Genomic DNA, 18,377 nt, shown 5'->3' on the forward strand with positions numbered 1-18,377 from the left:
GCCGCACCTTCCGATACGGCTACCTTGTTACGACTTCACCCCAATCATCTGTCCCACCTTAGGCGGCTGGCTCCTTACGGTTACCCCACCGACTTCGGGTGTTACAAACTCTCGTGGTGTGACGGGCGGTGTGTACAAGGCCCGGGAACGTATTCACCGCGGCATGCTGATCCGCGATTACTAGCGATTCCGGCTTCATGCAGGCGAGTTGCAGCCTGCAATCCGAACTGAGAATGGTTTTATGGGATTGGCTTCACCTCGAGGCTTCGCTGCCCTTTGTACCATCCATTGTAGCACGTGTGTAGCCCAGGTCATAAGGGGCATGATGATTTGACGTCATCCCCACCTTCCTCCGGTTTGTCACCGGCAGTCACCTTAGAGTGCCCAACTGAATGCTGGCAACTAAGATCAAGGGTTGCGCTCGTTGCGGGACTTAACCCAACATCTCACGACACGAGCTGACGACAACCATGCACCACCTGTCACTCTGTCCCCCGAAGGGGAAATTCCTATCTCTAGGAGTGTCAGAGGATGTCAAGACCTGGTAAGGTTCTTCGCGTTGCTTCGAATTAAACCACATGCTCCACCGCTTGTGCGGGCCCCCGTCAATTCCTTTGAGTTTCAGCCTTGCGGCCGTACTCCCCAGGCGGAGTGCTTAATGCGTTAGCTGCAGCACTAAAGGGCGGAAACCCTCTAACACTTAGCACTCATCGTTTACGGCGTGGACTACCAGGGTATCTAATCCTGTTTGCTCCCCACGCTTTCGCGCCTCAGCGTCAGTTACAGACCAGAAAGCCGCCTTCGCCACTGGTGTTCCTCCACATCTCTACGCATTTCACCGCTACACGTGGAATTCCGCTTTCCTCTTCTGCACTCAAGTCCCCCAGTTTCCAATGACCCTCCACGGTTGAGCCGTGGGCTTTCACATCAGACTTAAAGGACCGCCTGCGCGCGCTTTACGCCCAATAATTCCGGACAACGCTTGCCACCTACGTATTACCGCGGCTGCTGGCACGTAGTTAGCCGTGGCTTTCTGGTCAGGTACCGTCAAGGTACCGGCAGTTACTCCGATACTTGTTCTTCCCTGACAACAGAGCTTTACGACCCGAAGGCCTTCATCGCTCACGCGGCGTTGCTCCATCAGACTTTCGTCCATTGTGGAAGATTCCCTACTGCTGCCTCCCGTAGGAGTCTGGGCCGTGTCTCAGTCCCAGTGTGGCCGATCACCCTCTCAGGTCGGCTACGCATCGTCGCCTTGGTGAGCCGTTACCTCACCAACTAGCTAATGCGCCGCGGGCCCATCTGTAAGTGTCAGCCGAAACCGACTTTCAACCTTCCCTCATGCGAGGGAAGAAATTATCCGGTATTAGCTCCGGTTTCCCGAAGTTATCCCAGTCTTACAGGCAGGTTGCCCACGTGTTACTCACCCGTCCGCCGCTAACCACCAGGAGCAAGCTCCCGGTGATTCGCTCGACTTGCATGTATTAGGCACGCCGCCAGCGTTCGTCCTGAGCCAGGATCAAACTCTCCAAAAAAATGAGACTTCCGTCGCGGACGTTTTTCACGCGATGGTTAGTCGAATTTTCCGGGTATTTACGGGCAGTTTATCCGAAGGATATTACTGCGCGTTAATACGGGGGAAAGTTGAGTTGATTAGCTCATAAATTTACGTTGGCTCATGTTTTCTATTTATATAGAAGAAACATGATTATTATTGTTTGTTGACGTTTTTGTTTGTTTAGTTTTCAAAGAACTATCTATTCAACATCACTTTTTAAAGAAGCGACAATGAATATTGTATCATAAAAACTATATTATATCAACAAAAAGTTTTTCGTTTTAAAGAAAACTATTAAATTGATAAACTAGTTTTGCAACTGGATTCATATAATACCATCTTTACAGAAATGATACAATAGAAAGATTTGCCAGTTTTTTATGAGAAAAAAATATGTTAACGACTTATTCGCCGTCAACATTTGTTATCTTAACACGAACAACCTTCCGGTAACAAGAGAGAACTTTATCCAATCACAATACTGATTCTTGAAGATCAGGGTAATATTAACTGAAAAATAAAGGAGAGGAGAGCCCTCCCTTCCTTATCCCTGCAATTCCACCTAATGGAACGGCTCCGCTTACCATTTACAAAAAAACCCCCACATCCACCGAGGGGGCCCATCCCAAATTCTTCTATGATATTATGATAAAATCCGTTTTTCACCTTCGATCGCCTGAATCGGATTGATGTTTTGGGTGAATTCTAATGTACCGGCGTAATTGCCTTCTTCGTCACGAACCGCAAAATAGCGAATATAAACATATTTATCACGGAACTTAATCCAGAAGTCTTCACTGTCTTTCTTTCCTGATTTAAAATCTGCTAGTAATTCCTCTACAACATGTACGCTTCTTGGCGGATGGCAGTTTTGTACGGTCCGGCCGATGATTGCTTTAGTTCGGGCAAAGATTCGATCCTTGCCATGCGAGAAATATCGGACCACATCCTCATGATCAATAAAGGTAATGTCAACTGGTAAATGGTTTAATAACAGTTCAAGCTGTTTTAACGAAAGAATCCCGGTTTCCATTTTAATATAACCTTCGGAAATGGCATTTTCATCAAGTGCCTTCCGTTCCGGTTTCCAAACAGCCTCCGGTTCGGTTAGGCAAAAACCGATTTCATCGCTCTCATGGGCAATCTTTACCCATTCATCTTCAGTGAAATTGGCCAGCGCCATCGGGAACAGAATGTTCTCCTCCCGGTAAATCATAGCTGTTACCTCTTCGATTACCCAGTTTAGTTTTTCAATCACTACCTTCTTCTCACCATTATAACGAAGCAGTGTGTATCTCACTTCTTTGATGGCATCGCGGATGAAGTCATCGATTCTCCACATATTATTTGTCGGTCCGTTAATTCCGTAATTTTCTAGGTACGGAAAAATCAAATGCTCTTTACGATTGAAATGTTTATCAATATCAAGCAGTAAATTGATATCCTCTAAAAGCTTAAATACATTTTCCGCATGATCCTCTTTTTCGAACTGCCATAAATGTACTTGGAGCTGCGTTTTCACCAATTTATCAAGCTCTCTATTTTCCAGCTTAAAGGTGTGAATTGGATGTCCTGGCTGCTCCTCAGGTCGCTTTTTGCGGTTAACTTCCTCAATTCTTCCTTTAAAAATATCAGTGTGCTGTGTGTACAGGCGCTGCAGTTCTTCTGCCGGCATACTTCCCTCGTTAACAAACTCCAGTTGTAACTGAGCAATTTCCTCTATCGTCACTTTACCAATAAAAGCATCGAAATGAGCCTTCACTTCATTTATATTTCTTCCATTATGAAGGTCTCTGAAAATTTCTTTTAAAATTTCGAGGCGCTCTGTATTCTTATATGATTGTTGTTCACGGTTATTAATGAATTCACTCATATCCAGGATTCTCCTTCTTTAATTGCTTTTATAAAAAATAACACTTATCCCGGTCCTAGTTTGTGATTAAAATCATTCATTTCAAATGAAATATTAACAACGTGTGAACAATGAATACCCCCATTAAAAGCTTCAGTTTCTAAACAGAAAACAGAAGCTGAAACCGCCTATTTGGCCGATAAATGAAGTTTGATGTTTTTCAAGGAATGCCGAGGTTCCATCCTCTTTGTCAATTGAGCCGTACAGTACGGCTTGAGCTAATTGTTCAATTAAATTACCTGTTTGAATATCTGGTTCCACTCCACTTTTCCACCAAAATATTATCAAAAGACATTACACCTGTGTTAGGTTTTATAATTTTTGAATATTCAGCACCGTCATGGCATATCGTTGTTAAGACGGAAAGGAGACTAAAGAATGACCATAAGTAAAGAAACAACCAAGAAAATTGAAAGTATCGCCAATCCGAAGGTCCGGAACATTGTTAAAATATGCGTGGAGCAAGGCTGCCAGTTCAGACCGCACCCCAGCAATCCAAATATGGTAAATTTGTTCGATCCAATCCGAAGGAAAAATATTATTGGCGATATAAATATTGCAAGTGAAAGAGGCTATTTTACCCTCGAGGTTAAGGGCGGAAGGTTCAAGTCATTTCGCAATGAAACACATGAATTAGATATTGACCGGGCAGATTTCGAAGAACGCGTACTTAAAAAGCTGAAAGACTGATGGTTAAAAACTAACGGGCAGTGATATCTATAATCGCTGTCCCTTTGTTTTTCGGCATAATAGTTGCTCAAAAAGGGGTGAGGTTAAACCGTTTTAATGAAATTGGACTTTTGACATAAAGAAAGCCGCCCGATTAGAGGCAGCTGATCCTTATTTATAACTTCTCCAATATGGTAAAAAGCTCTTGTAAATGGTGAATCTCGAAAGTAGGAATGACTTCGTTCCGCTCTTTATTGTGGCGGTTAATCCAAACGGATTTGATGCCGGCACGGTTTGCCCCAAGAATATCGGTCATTAGATTATCCCCCACCATGATGACTTCATCCTTTTGCAAGGACAGACGTGACAAGGCATGTTCAAAAATCGTTGGATCTGGTTTTCCTCTGCCAAAAGCACCTGAGATTACAATTTGGTCAAAGTATGGAACCAATTCTGGAGTAATGGTTAGTTTAGTATTTTGCAAGTCTGGTGATCCATTCGTTAATAGAAGAAGCTGATATTTCCCCTTTAACAAATCTAGTGTTTTAAACGTTTCTTCATATACAAACGGCAGCTTTCTCCGCTCTGCCGGGAAACGCTCCGCCAATTCATGGCCAAATTCCGGATCATCCACCCCCAATGCTTTAAGACCAGCCGTCCAAGCGTCTTTCCGGTAACCAGGAACCGTATCCTTCATTTTTCTAAAATCATCATGATCATCTAGGAAATTGCCCCAAAGACCTTCAAATGGATTGATTCCTATCATTTGTGTAAAAGGATAAAATTCATAGGAAGAGTAGAGGTTTCTAGCAGCCTCTCTGACTGCCTCCTCCAACTGCTCCAAATCTAGTCCATATCGTTCCTCCGCAACCTTACACGTAGCCACAAAAGCTTCCTTCACACTCTTCTGATCCCATAGCAATGTATCATCCAAATCAAAAAAAACTGCTTTAATCATGTTGGCGCCTCACTTATTGTTTTTTTACTAGTTTACCATTTTTGAAAAAAAAGAAAACTGAAAAATTACTATTCAATACATTTCTTTCGCATCTTTTGGCAGTTTTTGAATATGCCTTAAGTGGGCAGTTATGTTTTCATCATCATGATATGGGTATTCATATTTAAAGTGTCTAGCCACTTCAATTGCTGTTAAATGAGGCAGGAGGATTGATATTATGCCTTTAGACAAGTTTGTTGATGCCTTGCCTATACCCTCGGTCGCAAATCCTGTGGGTAAACGAAATGGAATTCCATACTACGAGGTAATAATGAGGCAAGTCCAACAAAAATTACATCGTGACCTAAAACCAACAACCGTCTGGGGTTACAATGGTATGTATCCAGGACCTACATTTGAAGTTCGCAGAAACCAACCTATTTATGTTAAGTGGGAAAACAAACTTCCGTTCGAACATCTCTTTCCGGTAGATAGAACCGTCCATGGCGCAGAACTCGACCGGCCATCTGTTCGGACAGTCGTGCATTTACATGGCGGACGGAACCGACCGGAAAATGACGGGTATCCGGAAGCCTGGTTTACGCGAAACTTTAAAAACGTTGGGAGCAAATTCTTGCATGACATTTATTACTACCCTAATGGTCAACGCCCTGCAACACTCTGGTATCATGATCATGCCATTGGAATTACCCGGCTAAATGTTTATGCGGGGCTTGCCGGATTTTATCTTATTAGAGATGACGAAGAGGAAAAGATGAACCTTCCACGAGGAAAATATGAAATACCGTTATTAATTCAAGATCGTTCGTTCTATCTTAGCGGGGAGCGTTTTGGAAAATTATTTTATCCTTCCCAGCCAAATCAGGCAGCACCGCCGGATGCTTCACGGCCGATTGATCCAAGCCTGCCTAGACCATCTGTCGTACCTGAATTTTTCGGGAACACTGCTCTTGTGAATGGAAAAGTATGGCCTTTTCTTGAAGTTGAACCGCGCAAATACCGATTCCGTATCCTAAATGGCTCCAATGCCCGGTTTTATCGATTAAGATTAAGCTCTGGCCAAGATTTTATCCAAATTGGGACGGACGGCGGATTTCTTGAGAAGCCCGTTCTTGTTACACATCGGGAAGGGCTGCTGCTTGCCCCAGCGGAACGTGCAGATGTGATTGTCGACTTTACAAAACATGCTGGTCAGAAAATCATCCTAGCAAATGATGCACCATCACCATACCCTAACGGCGTCCCAAGTAATCCAGCCCTTCCGCAAATTATGGAGTTCCGTGTCAGTAAAACCCTTACTGAACCTGACAAAAGTGTCATTCCAGAAACTTTATCCTGTTTGGAAAGACTTAATCCAATTGGTGTACCTGTACGGCAGAACATCTTGACTGAAATTGATGACCCGGAATTTCCAGGCCGTTTAAAACCATTGCTTAATGACATGACTTGGAGTGAATTACCCATTACAGAAACACCGTATAATGGTGCAGTAGAAGTTTGGGAGCTGTACAACTTAACCGGTGACAACCATCCTATTCACTTACATCTCGTTCATTTCCAGGTTCTCAATCATGCCCCAATTACGATTGATAAGAATAAAAATATCACACATGTCGGTCCACCACGGGTACCTGCCGCAAATGAAAAAGGCTGGAAGGATACCGTTGGAGTTAATCCCAAAGAAGTCACTCGCATTATAGCCCGCTTCGGACCATTTACGGGAATCTATCCTTGGCACTGCCATAACCTTGAACATGAGGACCATGAAATGATGCGGCCGTATGAAGTACTCCAAAATCCCAAATTTGACCCGCGCATTCCGATTCTTGGCCAATGCCCAGACGACTCGTTTACTCAAAGTTTTGAAAAGGGGGGCAATGATGAGTCAAGTATCTAAACTCTCCCCCCCTCAAATAAAAAACCTAGCTTTTTCATGAAAAGCTAGGTTTTTCCATATTTAAGCATGCAATGTTTTTAATTCTTTCTCTTCCTTACCATCAGTTTTCTTTGGGAGCAATCCGCTGAAAATGGCTGCAAGTGCAAGAATAATAATCGAAAAGTAGAAAGATAGATCATAATTTCCTGAGAGGCTGTACCATAAACCAGGTAAGTAAGCACCCAATGCCGAACCTATTTGATGGCTAAGTGACAACATGCCCAGGATAAACCCTACAGAATGATTTTTAAAAAATTGAGTTGCCAGCAATTGGGTTGGAGCTACCGTTGCAAAGTCGACCAATCCGAACACAACAGCAAAAGCCAGCATCATTGCTGGGTTATAGGTATTTAAAAGAATAACAATAGATAAAGCTCTTACCGCATACAACCCGAACAGTATTTTTTTGCAGCTCCATCGATCCGCAACAATACCTGAAAGTAAAATACCAATAATGTTGAAAGCAGCCAGTATGCTCACAGCGGCACTTGTTACACCTGGTGAAAACCCACATAAATTAGAAATAGGAATTAAATGCGTATCCATCAATCCTGTCGTGGTAAACCCACAAACACCGAATGGCAAAATTAAAAACCAAAATTGTCTTTGGCGGAAAGCATCCCAAATGGAAAAATTACTACTTTGATTGGATTGATCAATGTTCTTTTCTTCTTTGACTTTACCGCCAATTGGCAGCAAGCCTTTTTCTTCAGGGTCATTACGCAATAGTAAAATGACCACAGGAAACACAACTACTGCCAGAAAAATACCTAAAATGATAACTGTTACTTTCCAATCCAACCAGTTTATTAACAGTAAAGACCCTGGAACAAGAAGCATTTGTCCTGCTCCAAATCCCGCCTCGATAATTCCTAAGGCTAGGCCGCGTTTTTCGTTGAACCACTTTGTCACAAGTACGGTTGCCGCAACATTGGATGCCCCTCCAACTCCAATCGAAACAAAGATGCCGTACAGAACAAACAACTGCCATGGCTTATTGATGAAGGAGGTTAAAAAGATACTCACTCCAACCAATAAGGTACTCACAGATAAAATCAATCGTGGACCCAGCTTATCTACGAGTCTCCCAAACACTGGCTGCGAAAGACCATAAACGGCAAAGCTTAGCGTAGAAATAAGGGAAATCGTCCCTCTATCCATGGAAAAATCTTTTTCCCAGGGCTGCACAAATGCTCCAAACGCTAGGCGAACTCCTTGAACAGCCAATAAAGCTAAAAATGTAATAAAAATGATAATCCACGCATAATGAAACTTTGCTTTCATAGAATTCACCTCAATTATTAAGTAATTAAGCATTATCTACAAATTCAGCCAAATCGAAAATTTCACAATATTAATAGTATTTACTGTAATATGATATCACTTTTCCGCTTTAAAGAAACAAAAAAGTACTTTCTAATTAAGAAGAAATGTACCTATAAACAAAAATTATTCTTTTTACAATAATCCAATATCTGCCCAACCATATACTAGTTCGGAAAGTTTTTTCCCGCCAATTTCAACCTCAATCGTATCAATTATTTTGCCGCCAAGGACTTCATAAAACTAACGAGAATTGTTTTCTTCAAGAACAAGGACAATCATTGACTTTAATCCCATTGCTTTTATTTCATCAATGATTTAGTATTACTTGTAAACGATTCTTCGTTAAACCTTCCCATCAAAATAGTATCATAGTAATTCCCATCTGATAAAAACTTGTCCCTTCTTAAAACGCCTTCTACTACAAACCCATATTTTTTATAAAGCTTAATAGCTTTCCCATTGGTTTCAAGAACACTCAATGATATTTTCTTAATACCGTTTGAATCTGCCCAATGTATGGATTCTTCCAGTAATTTTTTCCCTATGCTATGCCCCCAAAATTCTTTTAAGACACATATTCCAAATTCCACTTTATGTGACATTCTTTTCAGCTGAGTCCCTTCACATCTTGAAAAACCTACGATTCTACCATCTGATTCAGCTACTAGAAAATGATTATTTTTCCTTTCTGCATCATCCTTAATAATCTGTCTGAAGCCCGATTCATCTATGTAAGCTTCCCCTTTTTCTCTATCCATATTTTCTGTTTCACCATCAATCTGTACTCTAACTTCAGATAAGTTTTTGGCATCCTCCTCTTTTGCAGACCTAATAATATAACGTAAATTATTAATTTCAAATTCAGTTGGATTCACTTTCATTAAAACTGTCCTCCATTTTCTGCTTAGTTGCCCTTACTATAATACTCCCATGCACAGTTTATTTCCTTCTTGCTAAACAAAAAAAGCGTTCCTGTTTGAAACAGAAACGCACCTTTTATAGCCACATATCATTAAGATTGGCGTTTAATTATTTTGTTTGGTTAATCCCTTTAACGATTTGCAGCAACGCTTCATTTATCGGTGTGGCTGGCCGGCCGATAAGCTTTTCAAAGTCGTTGCTTTCAACTGCCAGTGTATCTTCGCGAATGCTTCTTTGGATGTCTACAAGCAACGGAATTAGAAAATCTGGCAGGCCGGCACCTTTCATAATTTCAGCATAGGCAGCGTCGTCTACCTTTTGCACGCTTACTTCTTTACCCAACACCCTGCCAAGAGCAGATGTCAATTCGTCCTGCGTTAATAGCTTGCCTGAAAGCTCGTAAATTGTGTTATCGTGTCCTTCACCAGTCAGTACTGCAGCAGCAGCCTCTGCATAATCCTGCTGCAGCGCCCAGCCAACTTTACCTGATTCCGCAGATGTTACCCATGGAGCGCCTGTGATGACGCCTTGAATACTAGGGATTTCGTTTTCCAAGTACCAGTTGTTGCGTAAGAATGAATAAGGAATGCCTGTTTTCACGATTGCCTTTTCTGTTGCCTGATGTGTAGGAGCGAACAGGTTATTACTTTCCATGGCGTTCGCTAAACTAGTATAGGCAATGAATTTAACTCCAGCCCGTTCCGCCGCAGCTACTGCATTGGCATGCTGGTGAATTCTTGTTTCATTGTCTCCATCTGCAGAAATAATTAACAAGCGGTCGATTCCGGCAAAAGCAGTATCCAATGTTTCTGGAAGATCAAAATCTCCCTGGCGGACTTCCACTCCACGTGCACGAAGCCCATCTGCCTTCACCGGATTACGAACGCTGACAGCAAGTTGGTTTGCTGGAACAGTTTTTAATAAAGTCTCAACAACCTTTGAGCCAAACTTTCCTGTAGCTCCTGTGACTAATAATTTCATCAAAATACCTCCGATATAGTTTTTTTAATGAGTTAACTTGTAATAACCTTAATTACCTGTAATCATAATAGTTACATTTAGTTATTTTGTCAACAAATAAATCCTGTTCTTTCTATTAAGATAAAATTCTCTAAAAATAAAAAAAGGACTTACTCATTAGAATATCGAGTGAAGTCCTTGGTAATATGATGGATTTCTTTAGTTCCTATATTGGTTAAATCTAATTTATATCATATAATTTACATTTATCATAAAAACTGGTTTTACCGATTTCCAACAGTTTGGCCGCTTCTAGTTTATTACCCTTCGTTACCGCTAAAGCTTGTTCAATTGCTCGTTTTTCAGCTTGGATGAGCGTCTCCTTTAATGGCAGAATATTCATTGGTTCCACTGACGAGATATTCCTTAATGAACCGTTTTGTTCATTATGCAGGTTACCTGCATTTCCCCCCTCGGTCTCTAGGTCGCGCAAATACAAGGGCAGATGGACTAATTGAATTGTTTTTCCATCAAGCACATTGATCGAACGTTCCAATACATTCTCCAATTCACGAATGTTCCCCGGCCAAGAGTGCTGCATCAATCTTTCAGTTACCTCACAGGACAGCGCAATACCCTTTCGGAAAAATTTGGCCTCCAATTTCTTCAATAACTGCTTTGCAATCGCAGGGATATCCTTTTTTCTTATCCTAAGCGAAGGTATATCAATTTTAATAACATTTAATCGGTAGTATAAATCTTGTCGAAAATCCCCTTTTTCTACCATTCTTTCTAAATTCCGATGGGTGGCGGCAATAATCCGCACATCTACACAGATCTTTTTATGACCACCGACTCGGACCACTTCTTTTTCCTGCAGTACCCTTAATAGTTTGCTTTGCATCGGAAGCGGCATATCCCCGATTTCATCCAAAAATAACGTCCCACCGCTCGCTAATTCAAACTGTCCCTTCTTGCCGCCTTTTTTCGCACCAGTAAAAGCACCATCCTCATAGCCAAACAATTCCGATTCAAGCAGGTGCTCCGGGATGGAGGAACAATTTATGGCCACAAAGGGAGCGTCCGTCCGGTTGCTGTCATGATGAATCGCATGTGCAAATAATTCCTTTCCGGTGCCTGATTCACCGATCAATAACACCGACGAATCGCTCCTGGCAACTCTCTCGGCCAATGTTTTGGCTGCAAGAAAATTAGGGCTGTCCCCAATTAAGTCCTGAAAACTATATTTACTTTGCAAATCTCTTTGAACTTTTGCTTGATAATAGTTTAATTCATCAACCAGGCTTTGGATCTTACTTTTATACATCCGCCATTCTTCAGGATTACGGAACATGACATTTCCTACGGCACCAACAATCCGTTCCTCTTCCACAATTGGAAATCGATTAGCAATCATTTCACTGCCATTGATTTGTTGAACTGAGGCCAGTTCCCTCAGTCCTGTTTGGGCAACAATATGCATCCGCGAGTTTTCAATCACATCCTGCACATGCCGGCCAAGCGCCTCTTCCATCGTGGTGCCAATAAACTTGCAATATCCCTCGTTAATATATAAAATAATCCCGTTATCATCGACAATAACCACACGTTCTGCTAATAGATTGATAATTTGCTCATGCCAGCTGATTGGCACTTTATCAAATGCCCGCATTGATTGCCTCCCTTATAAAAAACTAATTAAATCCATTATAGCAAAATCTTAATAAGTTTTTTCAAAATTGGAAAATATGTAAAAAAAAGAGAATCCTGCTGACACGGATTCTCTTATACTATCAACACTTACGCTAATACCGTCTATTGCGCTGTGTACCCTCCATCGAGAACAACCGCCTGACCTGTTATGCCCCTGCCTTTGTCGCTTGCTAGAAATACTGCATAATCCGCAATCTCAGATACGGATAAGAGCCTTTTTTGGGGGACAAGCGGATATATGACTTCATCGAGAACACGTTCCAATCCGACATTTCTTGTCTTGGCCAAATCAGCCAACTGCCCCCTAACAAGCGGTGTATCAACATAACCTGGACATAAGGCATTGACCGTAATCCCGTACTGCGCGCCTTCCAATGCCGCAACTTTCGTCAAGCCAATCACCCCATGTTTGGCACTGTTGTAGGCTGCTTTTCCGGCAAATCCCACCAAGCCATTAATCGAAGCCATATTGATAATTCGTCCGGAGCCCTGCTCCTTCATATACGGCAATACATTTTTAATGCCAATAAACGGTGCTGTTAACATAACTTTAATCATTAGTTCAAATTTTTCTGTCGGAAAATCCTCAATTGGGGAAACATATTGAATCCCGGCATTATTTACCAGAATATCTATTTTTCCAAAAGTACTCCTTGCCAATTCCAGACGATTCTTATATGCCCCCTCATCGGTGACATCACAGGGAGCGGCAATTGCATCAAAACCTTGTTCCTTTAACTCCAGCGCCACTTGTATGCTTTTTTCTTCATTTAAATCGGAAATAACAATATTTGCACCTTCTTCAGCAAAAGTCCTAGCAATTTCTAAGCCGATTCCGCTTGCCGACCCGGTTACAAATGCTGTTTTTCCGGCTAATGCTTTATTCATTATCATGACCTCCTAAACTGTTAAGCGATTCCAAAGAGTGTATATATAGCAATAACCGCAAATACCGCCAATGTCTTAATGACCGTAATGGCAAAAATATCACGGTAGGATTGCTTATGGGTTAAACCTGTTACTGCCAGCAAAGTGATGACTGCCCCGTTATGCGGCAGCGTGTCCATGCCGCCTGATGCCATCGCCACGATGCGGTGCATAACCTCAGGAGGAATATTCGCTGCGGCTATCGCTTGATTATACTTTTCAGCCATCGCCCCTAATGCAATCCCCATACCTCCAGATGCTGACCCAGTCATCCCGGCAAGCGTAGTTGTCGTAACAGCACCGTTCACAAGCGGATTGGTAAAAGTAGTCGATATACCATCACTTATTTTAGCAAATCCCGGAAGAGCAGCAATGACGCCGCCAAATCCATATTCTGCCCCTGTATTCATGGTAGCCAAGAGTGACCCGCCAATCGCTATGTTCACTCCATCCTTAAAGCCTTTCGTTACCCGCTTCCAATCATAGGCGAGCGAAGTGATAATTCCGACTAGGAGTGCCATAATAATCGCCCAAATCGGAGCAGAAACTGCTACATCAACCTTATAAGCATCTAAGCCAAGTGCTGCAAAATCAAAACCATTCGGATACCATTTTGGAATATTCGTTACAAAAAGTTTATTCGTTACCCCGACCAAAATGAGCGGAACAAAGGCAAGAATCTTTCTGGATAATGACTGCTGTGTTGTTAAATCCGGAAGAATTGATTCATTGGTATCCAGCTTTTCCTTTTCCACCGCAGACGCCGTTTCCGAACCAAACCCATAATACCCTTCACCGGCTTTTTCAGCTTTTTTCCTTCTGGTTTCCAAATAGAATAAGCCAACAGCCAAAACAATAATGGCCCCGATGATTCCTAGGATTGGTGCGGCATAGATGTCGGTTTTAAAGAAAGCAATCGGAATGACATTCTGAATTTGCGGTGTCCCAGGCAGCGCATCCATTGTAAAAGTAAACGCACCCAACGCTATCGTACCTGGAATCAGCCTCTTCGGAATATCTGCCTGCTTGAACATTTGTGCAGCAAAGGGGTAAATCGCAAACACGGCTACGAATAAACTAACCCCGCTGTAGGTTAAAATTGCCCCAAGCAAGACAATCGACAACATTGCCCGTTTCGCCCCAAGCCAGCCGACAATAGTCTTGGCAATCGATTCTGCAATTCCAGACATCTCTACAACTTTACCAAAAATAGCTCCCAATAAGAAAACAGCAAAATAAGATTTAATAAATCCGACCATTTTTTCCATAAATACGCCAGAAAAGAATGGCAATACATGGCTTGGTGCAATTAATACTACCGCCAGGAGGGCACAGATTGGAGCAAACAGGATAACAGAGTAACCTCGGTATGCCACAAACATCAATAATCCAAGTGCCAATAAAATAACCAATAAATCCATATAAATCCCCCTTCATAAAATTCGTAATGGACCTTTTAGAAACCGCTTTCATATCCAAACAGAAAAAAGGCCGTTACATTGAAAAAGTATTGCAAGTTTTATGCCAAGTATTCTGAAAATTAAAAATGCTTAGTGTGAAGGCGTAATCAACCTATTCACTTAGGAAATATCGATAATTCTGAATGCAAATTCCGAATCTACGGAAGCTGTTTATCCGATAATCCGGAAATTCCGCCTATCCGGAAAATAAATTCCTTCACCAAAAGGTTTTTTTACAATAAAAAAACGCACTGCCAATATGCAGTGCATTTTAATAAAAGTTTAGAATTATGATTTAAACGTTATTTTCCCTAAGAGAAACTCGAAAATATTTTTGCAGCTTCACAATTCCAGTACTGATCGCAATGGCAATGATTGCTGGCAACAGCCATCCCAGCCCTTCATTATATAACGGCAATACTTGTTCATAAAAGGATACGATTGGATCCATCCAACTGAAATTTTCGTTTCCTACAAGCTGACAGAAAGTTTTAAATCCATCGATAATGCTGACCATAAAGGTTACCACAGTTGCTGAAACATAGACGATCCGCGAATGTCTAAAAAACTTTGATAAAAATGTCAGCAGCATTAGGACAACAGCCAGGGGATAAAGAAACATTAACACTGGAATTGAAAAGTTGATGATGTTCGCTAATCCGAAATTACCAATGATAAGAGATACTAACGAAAAGAAAACAACCCATATTTTATAGCTGATTTTCGGCATTTGGGCATGAAAATACTCACCGCAAGCTGTAACCAATCCGATACTCGTGGTCAAGCAAGCAAGAATGATAATAATCGAAAGCAAGACTGTTCCGACAATCCCAAAATAATAGGTTGCTGTTTTTCCGAGAACAGGACCTCCTGTTTCTAATAGTCCGAATCGCCCAGTGCTAGTCGCGCCTAAGTAAGCGACACCAACATAAATGATTCCTAGGAAAACAACCGCAACCAATCCGGATTTGGCTGAAGCAGAAAGAATGCCGCTAGTTGATTTAACTCCCATTGCACGAACCGCATTGATAACAATGATGCCAAACACAAGCGATGCCAGTGCATCCATCGTATTGTATCCTTCCATAAAGCCCTTTACAAACGCGCCGTTGGCATAGGCTTCTTGTGGTGCTCCAATCGCCCCCATAGGTTTAGCGATCACCATTACCAATAACACAAAAATGAGAATAATGATGGCAGGTGAGAGAATCTTCCCGATCCGGTCAACCAGTTTTGCTGGATTTAATGAGAACCACAAGGTTATTCCAAAAAACATTAGTGAAAATATGAACAATCCAATGCGATCCGAGCCACCGCCGACAAACGGTGCAATCCCAATATCATAGGCTACAGCACCTGTTCTTGGTGCTGCAAACAGCGGTCCAATTGTTAAATAAAGCAGCGAGGTAAAAATGATTCCATAAAGCGGATGAACCCGGCTTGCCAGTTCCTGCAGGTTTCTGCTTCCAGAAACACCCATCGCTAATATTCCAAGAAACGGCAAACCAATCCCAGTTATTAGAAACCCGGCTGCCGCCTCCCAGACGTTTGTCCCGGCATTTTGCCCGAGCGATGCAGGAAATATTAGATTTCCAGCTCCAAAAAACAAGGCAAATAACATGACCCCTATTACAAAATACTTCGAAAATGGCAATCTATTTTCCATTAAGGTTTAAACCCCTTCATTTCTTATTCACGGATACTAATTTTACTATTCTCAAAATTAAAATGCAATCCATTTCCGTGATTATTTTGATAATTTTAATATGCATTCAAATACTGGAAATACAGATTTACTCATTATTTACAGTAATTGATTTTTGGAGTTACTTTTATAACCTCAATTCAGAAAACAAAAATAATTTTTTTAAATAACATTTTACCATAGAAAAATTCAGTCACCCGAACCATAATCCACCCCTGTTAACACAAATTTTCAAATTATACCCGTTTTGCCGGAGATATCATTATATAATGAATTTGAAAAATAAATTCTTTTCTCTGGAGTGAGATTTAGATGTCAAAAAAGAAAAAAGTCATTAATAATAGCACTTCGGAATTTTTTGATTTGCATAAACAATTGGCTTTTTTGCGAGATAAAAAGCGAAAAATACGGGAAGACAAAGACCTTTATTACGATGAAACACAAGATCTGTTGGATATTGAAAAATACTATCAAACAATAGAGCAACATAACCTTGATGGCACCACTTTATTTTATAAATACAATGAATTGCTTACAAAAACCCATAAAAACCGAATCCCCTATTTTATCAGTAAAGATTTATATCTATATACCTGGGTAGACCTGCACCCAGACGGCAGCGTAAAAAGTATTTACTCCAGTGAAAAAAAGAATCCTGAAACCATTATTATTCAGGATTATCAAATGATCACAGAAAAATATGAAGAATTTCAGGAATTTCTTCGAAAAATTAAGCAAAAGGAATTCGAAACGCTTCACCAATTGAAAGCCTGCGAACGTAAATTAAAAGTTAATACGGAACATATTGTCCCCCAATCATGGTTCGGCGCCCTCGAACCTATGAAGGGAGATTTGCATCATTTGTTTGTTTGCGACCCTGAATGTAATATTACCCGTTCCAATTTCCCTTACTCGGATTTCCCCAATTTCCATCCAGAATTACCGGAAGAGCCGGTTCAAAATAATTGCGGACTCGCAGTCGGAGGAAGATTTGAGCCTGAGCATGGCAAAGGGACAGCAGCAAGAGCAATGCTGTATTTCCTGGTTCGCTATCCAAACGCAATCAAAAAAGCTTTCCGAATTGAAATAAATCTTTCTACTTTGATCACGTGGCACAAGACTTTTCCAGCTGGACTTTATGAAATGCATCGCAATCAAACCATTTACCATATCCAAGGAAATCGGAACCCATTCATTGACTTTCCTGAACTGACTGAACATATTAAATTCCCTATTCATTAACTTGTTATTCCCATCATTTTTTTGGCAGATTAGAAGATAATATAATGCTAAAAAGAGGCATCCTTTTTAACCGGATTGTCTCTTTAATGGCTATAAAATATATTTAGACTTTTTCCCTGCCGTACAAAAAAAGGGATAATCGGTTGATTATCCCCTGCTTTTAACTGTATAATCTTTTCTTTGAAAATACGACTTTATCGAATCATTAATAAAAGCGACGCTGATGGCTGTAAGTATAAAGAAGAGAACTGGCACAACGATAATCCATTGGCTGGAATAAAGGTATGGAAGACTGCCGCCGATAACCCCAGACCATTCATAAGAAACAGTGCGCGGGTCATCCGCAACCATTCCGTAAGATACGAAGGAACCGCCAAAGAACAGCTTCATAAACCCAAGGTGGGCAAGGAGCTGCAGGACCTGGGTAAATTGCTGGCCGAATAATAAAATCCACTTTTCGTAAACATGGGGTACAATGTGTTTAAAATAAATGTAGCGTTTACTTGCACCAAGCGTTTTGGACGCCACAATAAAATCTTCCTTTTCCACAATCCTCATTTCATTCGCTAGATGGATGGTTAAATTCGGAATGGCAATGAAAATTAAAATAATCGTTTCAAATAAAGCCCGTTTCCAAAATGGGGTTTGAAATCCGTCAATTGGCATCCACAAAACACTAAATAAAATGAAGTAAACGATGATGGTTTGCGGAACGACGGAAAATGGTTCAAAGAGACTTTTTAGAAAACCAAACAGTCTTGGTCTCAAAGAGTAGATCAAGGAGCTTGCCACTAAGGACAACAACATCCTTAAAACGGCAACAATCAAAGTGATTCCGATGGTGTACTTTGCCCCTTCAATCATCATTTGCCCCAAATCATACCCGAACTTATCCGAACCAAGCAAAAACACCGTAAATGGCGGGTATGGCGGAGCATCGATGAGGTTCCCCTTATCATCATAATAAAAAAGGGCCTGTCTGATTTTCCCATCATGAAGTACCGTATTTAATATGCTCCAGGTAAACAGTGTAACAAGGAATAAGCCGCCAAAAACAAATCTTTTTCTTTTTAATAAAAATAGAATCATG

General features: G+C 41.2%; 14 protein-coding genes and 1 rRNA gene (1 of these 15 cut by a window edge). 3 read left to right on the forward strand and 12 right to left on the reverse strand.

Features of this window, described 5'->3' with window-relative positions; genetic code table 11:
- From ACZ5AE_RS18810 to ACZ5AE_RS18820, 3 genes are all read right to left on the reverse strand, one after another.
- A 16S ribosomal RNA gene (locus ACZ5AE_RS18810) occupies window positions 1–1,535 on the reverse strand; it reaches 15 nt to the left of the window's first position.
- 666 nt (window positions 1,536–2,201) lie between these two features.
- On the reverse strand, window positions 2,202–3,431 hold the full coding sequence (locus ACZ5AE_RS18815) for a DUF438 domain-containing protein (RefSeq protein ID WP_464566127.1): 1,230 nt from the start codon (window positions 3,429–3,431) through the stop codon (window positions 2,202–2,204).
- Between the two features lie 132 nt (window positions 3,432–3,563).
- On the reverse strand, window positions 3,564–3,731 hold the full coding sequence (locus ACZ5AE_RS18820) for a hypothetical protein (protein ID WP_464566128.1): 168 nt from the start codon (window positions 3,729–3,731) through the stop codon (window positions 3,564–3,566).
- Window positions 3,732–3,848: 117 nt separating this feature from the next.
- Here ACZ5AE_RS18820 and ACZ5AE_RS18825 point away from each other — a divergent pair, with 117 nt between their 5' ends.
- Window positions 3,849–4,160 carry a hypothetical protein gene (locus ACZ5AE_RS18825; RefSeq protein ID WP_464566129.1) on the forward strand — a complete coding sequence of 104 codons (312 nt, stop codon included), beginning with the start codon at window positions 3,849–3,851 and terminating at the stop codon, window positions 4,158–4,160.
- Between the two features lie 154 nt (window positions 4,161–4,314).
- On the opposite strand, the gene ACZ5AE_RS18830 is transcribed toward ACZ5AE_RS18825, so the two are convergent.
- Window positions 4,315–5,097 carry an HAD family hydrolase gene (locus ACZ5AE_RS18830; RefSeq protein ID WP_464566130.1) on the reverse strand — a complete coding sequence of 261 codons (783 nt, stop codon included), beginning with the start codon at window positions 5,095–5,097 and terminating at the stop codon, window positions 4,315–4,317.
- Window positions 5,098–5,314: 217 nt separating this feature from the next.
- Between ACZ5AE_RS18830 and ACZ5AE_RS18835 the strand changes: the two genes are divergently transcribed.
- On the forward strand, window positions 5,315–6,994 hold the full coding sequence (locus tag ACZ5AE_RS18835; RefSeq protein ID WP_464566131.1) for a multicopper oxidase family protein: 1,680 nt from the start codon (window positions 5,315–5,317) through the stop codon (window positions 6,992–6,994).
- Between the two features lie 60 nt (window positions 6,995–7,054).
- Here ACZ5AE_RS18835 and ACZ5AE_RS18840 read toward each other — a convergent pair whose 3' ends face one another.
- The 7 genes from ACZ5AE_RS18840 to brnQ form a co-directional block, all read right to left on the reverse strand.
- Complete coding sequence (locus tag ACZ5AE_RS18840) at window positions 7,055–8,317, reverse strand: MFS transporter (RefSeq protein WP_464566132.1); 1,263 nt, start codon at window positions 8,315–8,317, stop codon at window positions 7,055–7,057.
- A 341-nt stretch (window positions 8,318–8,658) separates the two neighbouring features.
- Window positions 8,659–9,240, reverse strand: a complete 582-nt coding sequence (locus ACZ5AE_RS18845) for an N-acetyltransferase family protein (RefSeq protein ID WP_464566133.1) — start codon at window positions 9,238–9,240, stop codon at window positions 8,659–8,661.
- Window positions 9,241–9,388: 148 nt separating this feature from the next.
- Entirely contained in the window at window positions 9,389–10,261 is an 873-nt protein-coding gene (locus tag ACZ5AE_RS18850; RefSeq protein WP_464566134.1) for an SDR family oxidoreductase, read from the reverse strand.
- Window positions 10,262–10,481: 220 nt separating this feature from the next.
- Window positions 10,482–11,912 carry a sigma-54 interaction domain-containing protein gene (locus ACZ5AE_RS18855; RefSeq protein WP_464566135.1) on the reverse strand — a complete coding sequence of 477 codons (1,431 nt, stop codon included), beginning with the start codon at window positions 11,910–11,912 and terminating at the stop codon, window positions 10,482–10,484.
- A 143-nt stretch (window positions 11,913–12,055) separates the two neighbouring features.
- The gene (locus tag ACZ5AE_RS18860) at window positions 12,056–12,841 is read right to left on the reverse strand and encodes a 3-hydroxybutyrate dehydrogenase (protein ID WP_464566136.1); all 786 of its coding nucleotides are present in this window, start codon (window positions 12,839–12,841) and stop codon (window positions 12,056–12,058) included.
- A 20-nt stretch (window positions 12,842–12,861) separates the two neighbouring features.
- Window positions 12,862–14,301 carry a GntP family permease gene (locus ACZ5AE_RS18865; RefSeq protein ID WP_464566137.1) on the reverse strand — a complete coding sequence of 480 codons (1,440 nt, stop codon included), beginning with the start codon at window positions 14,299–14,301 and terminating at the stop codon, window positions 12,862–12,864.
- Window positions 14,302–14,635: 334 nt separating this feature from the next.
- On the reverse strand, window positions 14,636–16,006 hold the full coding sequence (gene brnQ / locus ACZ5AE_RS18870) for a branched-chain amino acid transport system II carrier protein (protein WP_464566138.1): 1,371 nt from the start codon (window positions 16,004–16,006) through the stop codon (window positions 14,636–14,638).
- 351 nt (window positions 16,007–16,357) lie between these two features.
- Here brnQ and ACZ5AE_RS18875 point away from each other — a divergent pair, with 351 nt between their 5' ends.
- Window positions 16,358–17,287, forward strand: coding sequence for an endonuclease I family protein (locus tag ACZ5AE_RS18875; RefSeq protein WP_464566139.1), 930 nt, complete (start codon window positions 16,358–16,360; stop codon window positions 17,285–17,287).
- Between the two features lie 147 nt (window positions 17,288–17,434).
- On the opposite strand, the gene ACZ5AE_RS18880 is transcribed toward ACZ5AE_RS18875, so the two are convergent.
- On the reverse strand, window positions 17,435–18,376 hold the full coding sequence (locus ACZ5AE_RS18880; RefSeq protein WP_464566140.1) for an ABC transporter permease subunit: 942 nt from the start codon (window positions 18,374–18,376) through the stop codon (window positions 17,435–17,437).
- Window position 18,377: the final 1 nt, after the last annotated feature.

The sequence above is a fragment of the Neobacillus sp. S1227 genome (assembly GCF_055385255.1).